This is a genomic window from Pseudomonas oryzihabitans (genome assembly GCF_032027545.1).
Lineage (GTDB): Bacteria > Pseudomonadota > Gammaproteobacteria > Pseudomonadales > Pseudomonadaceae > Chryseomonas > Chryseomonas oryzihabitans_F.
The window spans coordinates 1-5,301 of the sequence record NZ_JAVSJB010000054.1 but is presented as its reverse complement, the minus strand read 5'-3'; the positions used below and the strand labels follow the sequence as shown (position 1 = coordinate 5,301).

Genomic DNA, 5,301 nt, shown 5'->3' with positions numbered 1-5,301 from the left:
GGCTGCTGCCGATAACGCCTCTAGATTTACCTTTGGTTTGACGACGAGGGAATCCGGAGCGGCTGCGAGAACCGATATCTCGGATGCCATGCGTGCCGATCCTTACCATCCGGATTGGAAGAATTATGTTGGCGGTGAGGCTAGGGCGGTTGGGGCTGACGTAACGAGAGAAACACCAAGATGGACATTGGGTGATGATGTTTATGCCAATACTGTAAGGGGCAACGAACCTGCATGGTCTACAGTGAGGTCTCGCTTCTGGAAAAATGAGGCGGCTGCGCCAGGGGCTGCTGAAAAATACGGCACTGAAAATATTATTCGTATGAGTAAGGGAAGTGCGCCGCAGCGATACAATGCCGATAAAGGTGGGCTTGAATCTATGGAGTTGAGTCATGAGCCAATTCCAGCCCGTGATGGTGGACAAGAGTTTGTTCCTCGTTGGCCGCAAGACCATGCAGCAGTAGATCCTTTTAGGAAGCCAGGGTATTAATACTTTATGGAAACTCTTTCTTCAATCTTTCAGCGCACTTTTGGTGCTCCTATTGAAATGGATGGGCGTACTATTATTCCGTTATTTCAGATGAGCTTGTCATCTGGGCGAAAGGATCTATTGGTTCGGAGATTGAATTTTTCGTTGGAGCCTGTTGTTGGGTTGCGAATTAAGGCTGTAAAGGGAAAGATTGAAGTAAATGGTTGCAGTCATTCAGAAATAATTCTTTGGGCTGATACTAGTCCCGATGTGGTTTTGCTTTCTGTTTTTTCTAAGTCAGGCTGTGATGTGAAGATTTGGAATGTCTGGCGTTCCGGCGACTTAGTTCAGGCTTGGGTTGGCAATGCTGGCTTAGTTGTTGCAGAAAATAAAAATTCAGTCAGATTAGAATGCAGTGGCGGCAATGAAAATATTGATTTCTGTGCGCTAGTGGTTCAAATAGATTTTTTGGAGTGATGGGCTCCAGAAAAGGGGACAGATTATTTTCCCCCGGCTAAACCTCACCAGCACCACGGATTAAATCTGCCGGCGATGTCAACCTGCTCAGCGCCCAGACGCAGACCGGGCGTAGCAGTGGTGCCAACAACACCAGTTCCAGCATCACCCAACTGACCGGCAGCCTCACTGCCGGGCGTGACCTGGGCATCGGTGCCGGACGCGACCTCACCGCCGTCGCCACCACCCTCAGCGCCGGGGGCAACGCCAGCCTGGCGGCCCAGGACAACCTCACCCTGGGCGTGGCGGCCAACGAAAGCCACAGCTACAGCAAGAGCAAGAAGATCACCCGCCAGGAAGATCACGTCGACCAGCAGATCACCACCCTGACCGCAGGTGGCAACGTCAGCCTGGTGGCGAGCCAGGGCGACTTGACCCTGGTGGCCAGCAAGGTGGAAGCCGCCCACGAGGCCTATCTCTACGCCGGCAAGGACCTCAACGTCCTGGCCGCGCAGGACAGCGACTACTCGCTGTACGACATGAAGAAGAAGGGCAGCTTCGGCGCGAAGAAGACCAAGCGCGACGAAGTGACCGATGTGCGCAATATCGGCAGCGAGATCAAGGCCGGCGGCGACATCACCCTCAAGAGCGAAGGCGACCAGACCTACCAGGCCGCCAAGCTAGCGAGCGGCAAAGACATTACCCTCGACAGCGGCGGCGACATCACCTTCGAAGCCGTGAAGGACCTGCACCAGGAGAGCCACGAGAAGAGCAACAACAACGCCTTCTGGGTCTCGTCCAAGGGCAAGGGCCAAACCGATGAAACCCTGCGCCAGACGCAGATCATCGCGGAGGGTAAGCTCAGCATCCAAGCCGTCGAAGGGCTGAAGATCGACGTCAAGGAAGTCAACGGTCAGACGGTGAGCCAGACCATCGATGCCATGGTCAAGGCCGATCCGAACCTGGCCTGGATCAAGCAGGCCGAAGCACGCGGTGACGTCGACTGGCGGCAGGTCAAGGAGATCCACGACAGCTTCAAGTACAGCAACTCCGGCCTTGGCCCGGCGTCGCAGATGATCATTGCCATCGCGATGGCCGTCATCATCGGTCCCATGGCCGGTGGTCTGATGGGAGGCACCGTCACCCAGGCCGCCATCACCACTGCCGCGACCAATGCCGCCGTCAGCACCATCAACAACCGCGGCAACCTGGGCGCCGTATTCAAGGACGTGACGTCTTCGGACAGCCTCAAGAGCTACGCCATGGCCGGGGCTTCCGCGGGCATCCTGCAGATGGCCGGCTACGACGCGACCAAGCTCAAGTTCGATACGGCCAGCGCCCAGGCCGTCGGCACCAAACTCATGGCCGACACCCTGGCGCGCACCCTGATCTACGGTGGCAGCTTCCAGGACAACCTCAAGCAGGCAGCCCTGGGAACCGCCGTCGGTATCGCGGGCGCCAATGCGGCGAATGCAATCGGCGACTTGGGTCGCGATCTGGGTTTGGCTAGCGGTAGCGTCACCAAAATTGCCCTGCATGCCGCTCTGGGTGGCCTGATGGCGGAAGCCATGGGCGGGGACTTCCGTAGCGGGGCTTTGGCGGCTGGTGCCAGCGAAGCCATGGTGGGGATGCTGGGCGATAAATTCCTGCCGCCGGGCGTTGAAAAGGGTAGTCCAGAGTATCAGCGCGGCATGAGCAACCTGTTGGCCGCTTCGCAATTGGTTGGCGTGCTGGCGGCAAGCTTGAGCGATGGCGATATGCAGGCTGCTGCCACAGTGGCGGCCAATGCCACGGCGAATAACTATCTGCGCCACCAAGACGTGGAGAACCTGGCCAAGGAGCTGCAAGGCTGCGAGGCACGGGGCGATTGCCAAATCGTCCGCGACAAGTATCAAGCCATCAGCGACGCCAACAGCGCGCGTGCCAAGAATTGCCAGCAGACGGGTGACTGCCAGCAGATTGCGCAAGAGATCCAGGACGGCCGGCAAGCGATGGATCAGCTTCGCGGCCCCATCTCTAGTGAGGTGGAGCAGCAGTTCGGCAATCAGCAGTGGCAGGACGGAAAGACTGTCCAGGGCAACATCCTCGACTCTGCACACAAAGCCTTGGAAAGCCAGCACGAACGTGAACAAGCGCAGGCGCGCCAAGACGCTGAGCGGCTGAAAACTGACCCTGCAGCTCTAAAACAGGAACTGAATGCCCAGGCCACGGACCTGGCACGGAAGGACCTTGAGCAGCAGATGGCCAGCCAGGCCGACCAGCTGCGTGACAAGTTGGCTAACGATGCCGCTCTACGGGCCGAGGTTGGCGACCTCTTGGACTACCAGCAACGGCTGGCAGGTGCGGCCGCCAATGTCGCCGGAGGAGCCAAGCTCATCGGCGAAATGCTCGAGCCGAGTGTCTGGGACCTGCTGAGTCCAGCGGCCAAGGCGGTCAAGCTAAGCATGATCGTGGCCGCCATGAAGGGAGGTGCCGCTGAGTTCAAGATTGGCAGCCAAGTAGCGGGCGAATTGGCTACTATCGAGCAACTGTCAGGCAAGCTGAATGACCTGAATGCCGGTAAGTTGCCTGGCGAAGCGGAGCTGTCGAAGTATTATGACAAGACGCCGTTGGGGCAGGCGATCAGTGAAGCAAATAAGACAGGACTTGGAGGAATAAAAGCTGGAGCAGGGACACCTGAGACTCCAGCTACGTCTGCAATTGCTCGTGATGGCTTGAGAAACGATTTAGCTGTACAGGCAGGTATACCACGAAGATTAGATCAGGTATGGGGTGCCTCGGTCGACGATCTCGTGCAGGCATATAAGATGGATGGTGCTACTCTAGTACCCAAGCCCGCACTCTCCGGTACGTCCGGCAAGGCTCAAGCCTTTACAGTTGAAGGGCATCCAACTATAAAAGAAGTTCAGGTCCATCCTGGAGGTGGTGCGCATGACGCGCCATACTATAAGTTTACGTACAAAGACGGGGCTGAGGTTAGAGTTATTGATCCATCCTCCGGATTTAAGCCAGGCACTATTACTAGCGCTCAGCAGTATTTTGATGCTACCGGGAACAGGTTGAGGTATGAAGCCGGTCGGTGGAAGCCTTGGGAGTAAAGCAATGTCTATTTATGTTCCTGACTTAATTGCAGAGCTGGTTCCTGCTAAAGCAGCTGCTGGATTCGAGGTTGGCGATGACTTCAACTCAATTCTAAAGCGAGTGGGTTTCGTTGGATGGCACAACAAGGACTCGGAGCTAGATGGGAAAATTTACTCGAACACTGGTTGGATTGGTGTGAGATCGAGATCTGGCTTTCCTGGTGGCCCTTACACATTGGTTCAGTCACTTATATATCTGGATGATGTGGTTTGCCTTGAGTTTGAAGAAAACTTTAAATTATATAGAATAGATGTGGGGAGGGGGTATAGAGGTGGTTTTTTTGGGGTAAGACCCGGGGATGAGCTCCGGGCCCTAGAGCGCGCTGGGTTCGATGTTTTTTTTAACGACATGGATGATAATTTCCTTCTTATTAAAGAGGGTAAGGTGTTGGAGGGGATTAGCTTTTCAACGAATTATCGCTCATCTTTGAGCAATGCTCCTGATCAAATCGTTGAATATATATCTATACATGATTGGTCTCTTCGGTAAAATGCGAAAAAGAAGAAAAAAGAGACGGATTTATTTTCCTCGTCTAAGACTCGCCGGTCGCGACGTCAACCTGGTCGGCGCTCAGACGCAGACGGGCCGCAGCAGTGGTGCCAACAACACCAGTTCCAGCATCACGCAACTGACCGGCAGCCTTACCGCCGGGCGTGACCTGGGCATCGGTGCCGGGCGCGACCTCACCGCCGTCGCCACCACCCTCAGCGCCGGTGGTAACGCCAGCCTGGCGGCCCAGGACAACCTCACCCTGGCTGCCGCAGCTGACGAAACCCCCAGCAAGAGCAAGAGCAAGAAGATATGGTTCAGGCTACGGCGCCCACGGGAAAGAGACGAGGATCAATAATGATTAGTCTTCCAGAGTTGAATGAATTGCTTGTTGCTCATAACTGCTTGCATACCATCAGCATTCAATTGAACGCTGATGGCATGGGTTATGATTTGTCTCTGTCTGTTTCGGCCTCTGAAAATGTAGGGGCTGATGTTGTGAGTATAAAATTTATTGATATTAGCCAGTTTATGTTCCGTGATTTTGGCGGTGGGCTAACTCAGCTCATGCATATGAATGTTAATAAGATGAATTCGGGCTTCGATAGGGTGCGTTATCAACTTAATGAGCTTGAGGATAAAAAAATCTCGTTCTGTTTTTCATCATTTTCGCTTGATTAGCTGGTGCAGGGACACAGGGACACAGGACAATAGGGGACAGACCACGTTTATCAATTTAGGATTTA

At 54.8% G+C, this 5,301-nt stretch carries 4 protein-coding genes and 2 pseudogenes; all 6 read left to right on the top strand.

What is annotated here, in order from left to right:
• A pseudogene (locus RND78_RS27455) lies at positions 1-490 on the top strand (hypothetical protein); the annotation flags it as partial.
• A 6-nt stretch (positions 491-496) separates the two neighbouring features.
• Entirely contained in the window at positions 497-946 is a 450-nt protein-coding gene (locus RND78_RS27450; protein WP_312733362.1) for a hypothetical protein, read from the top strand.
• A gap of 74 nt (positions 947-1,020) precedes the next feature.
• A pseudogene (locus RND78_RS27445) lies at positions 1,021-4,023 on the top strand (DUF637 domain-containing protein); the annotation flags it as partial.
• Positions 3,992-4,555, top strand: a complete 564-nt coding sequence (locus RND78_RS27440) for a hypothetical protein (RefSeq protein WP_312733360.1) — start codon at positions 3,992-3,994, stop codon at positions 4,553-4,555. The pseudogene RND78_RS27445 and the gene RND78_RS27440, both read left to right, overlap by 32 nt.
• A 1-nt stretch (position 4,556) precedes the next feature.
• A complete protein-coding gene (locus tag RND78_RS27435; RefSeq protein WP_312733358.1) occupies positions 4,557-4,913 on the top strand; it encodes a hemagglutinin repeat-containing protein in 357 nt (118 codons plus the stop codon).
• Positions 4,913-5,236: a hypothetical protein gene (locus RND78_RS27430; protein ID WP_312733356.1), complete on the top strand. Its 324-nt coding sequence runs from the start codon at positions 4,913-4,915 to the stop codon at positions 5,234-5,236. The genes RND78_RS27435 and RND78_RS27430 overlap by 1 nt, the downstream gene beginning before the upstream one ends.
• The last annotated feature ends 65 nt before the right edge of the window (positions 5,237-5,301 follow it).

Bases quoted from the DNA above. Each gene is read 5' to 3' on its own strand.
- RND78_RS27435 (WP_312733358.1), top strand. From the start codon at position 4,557: ATGCGAAAAAGAAGAAAAAAGAGACGGATTTATTTTCCTCGTCTAAGA.
- RND78_RS27450 (WP_312733362.1), top strand. From the start codon at position 497: ATGGAAACTCTTTCTTCAATCTTTCAGCGCACTTTTGGTGCTCCTATT.
- RND78_RS27440 (WP_312733360.1), top strand. From the start codon at position 3,992: ATGAAGCCGGTCGGTGGAAGCCTTGGGAGTAAAGCAATGTCTATTTAT.
- RND78_RS27430 (WP_312733356.1), top strand. From the start codon at position 4,913: ATGATTAGTCTTCCAGAGTTGAATGAATTGCTTGTTGCTCATAACTGC.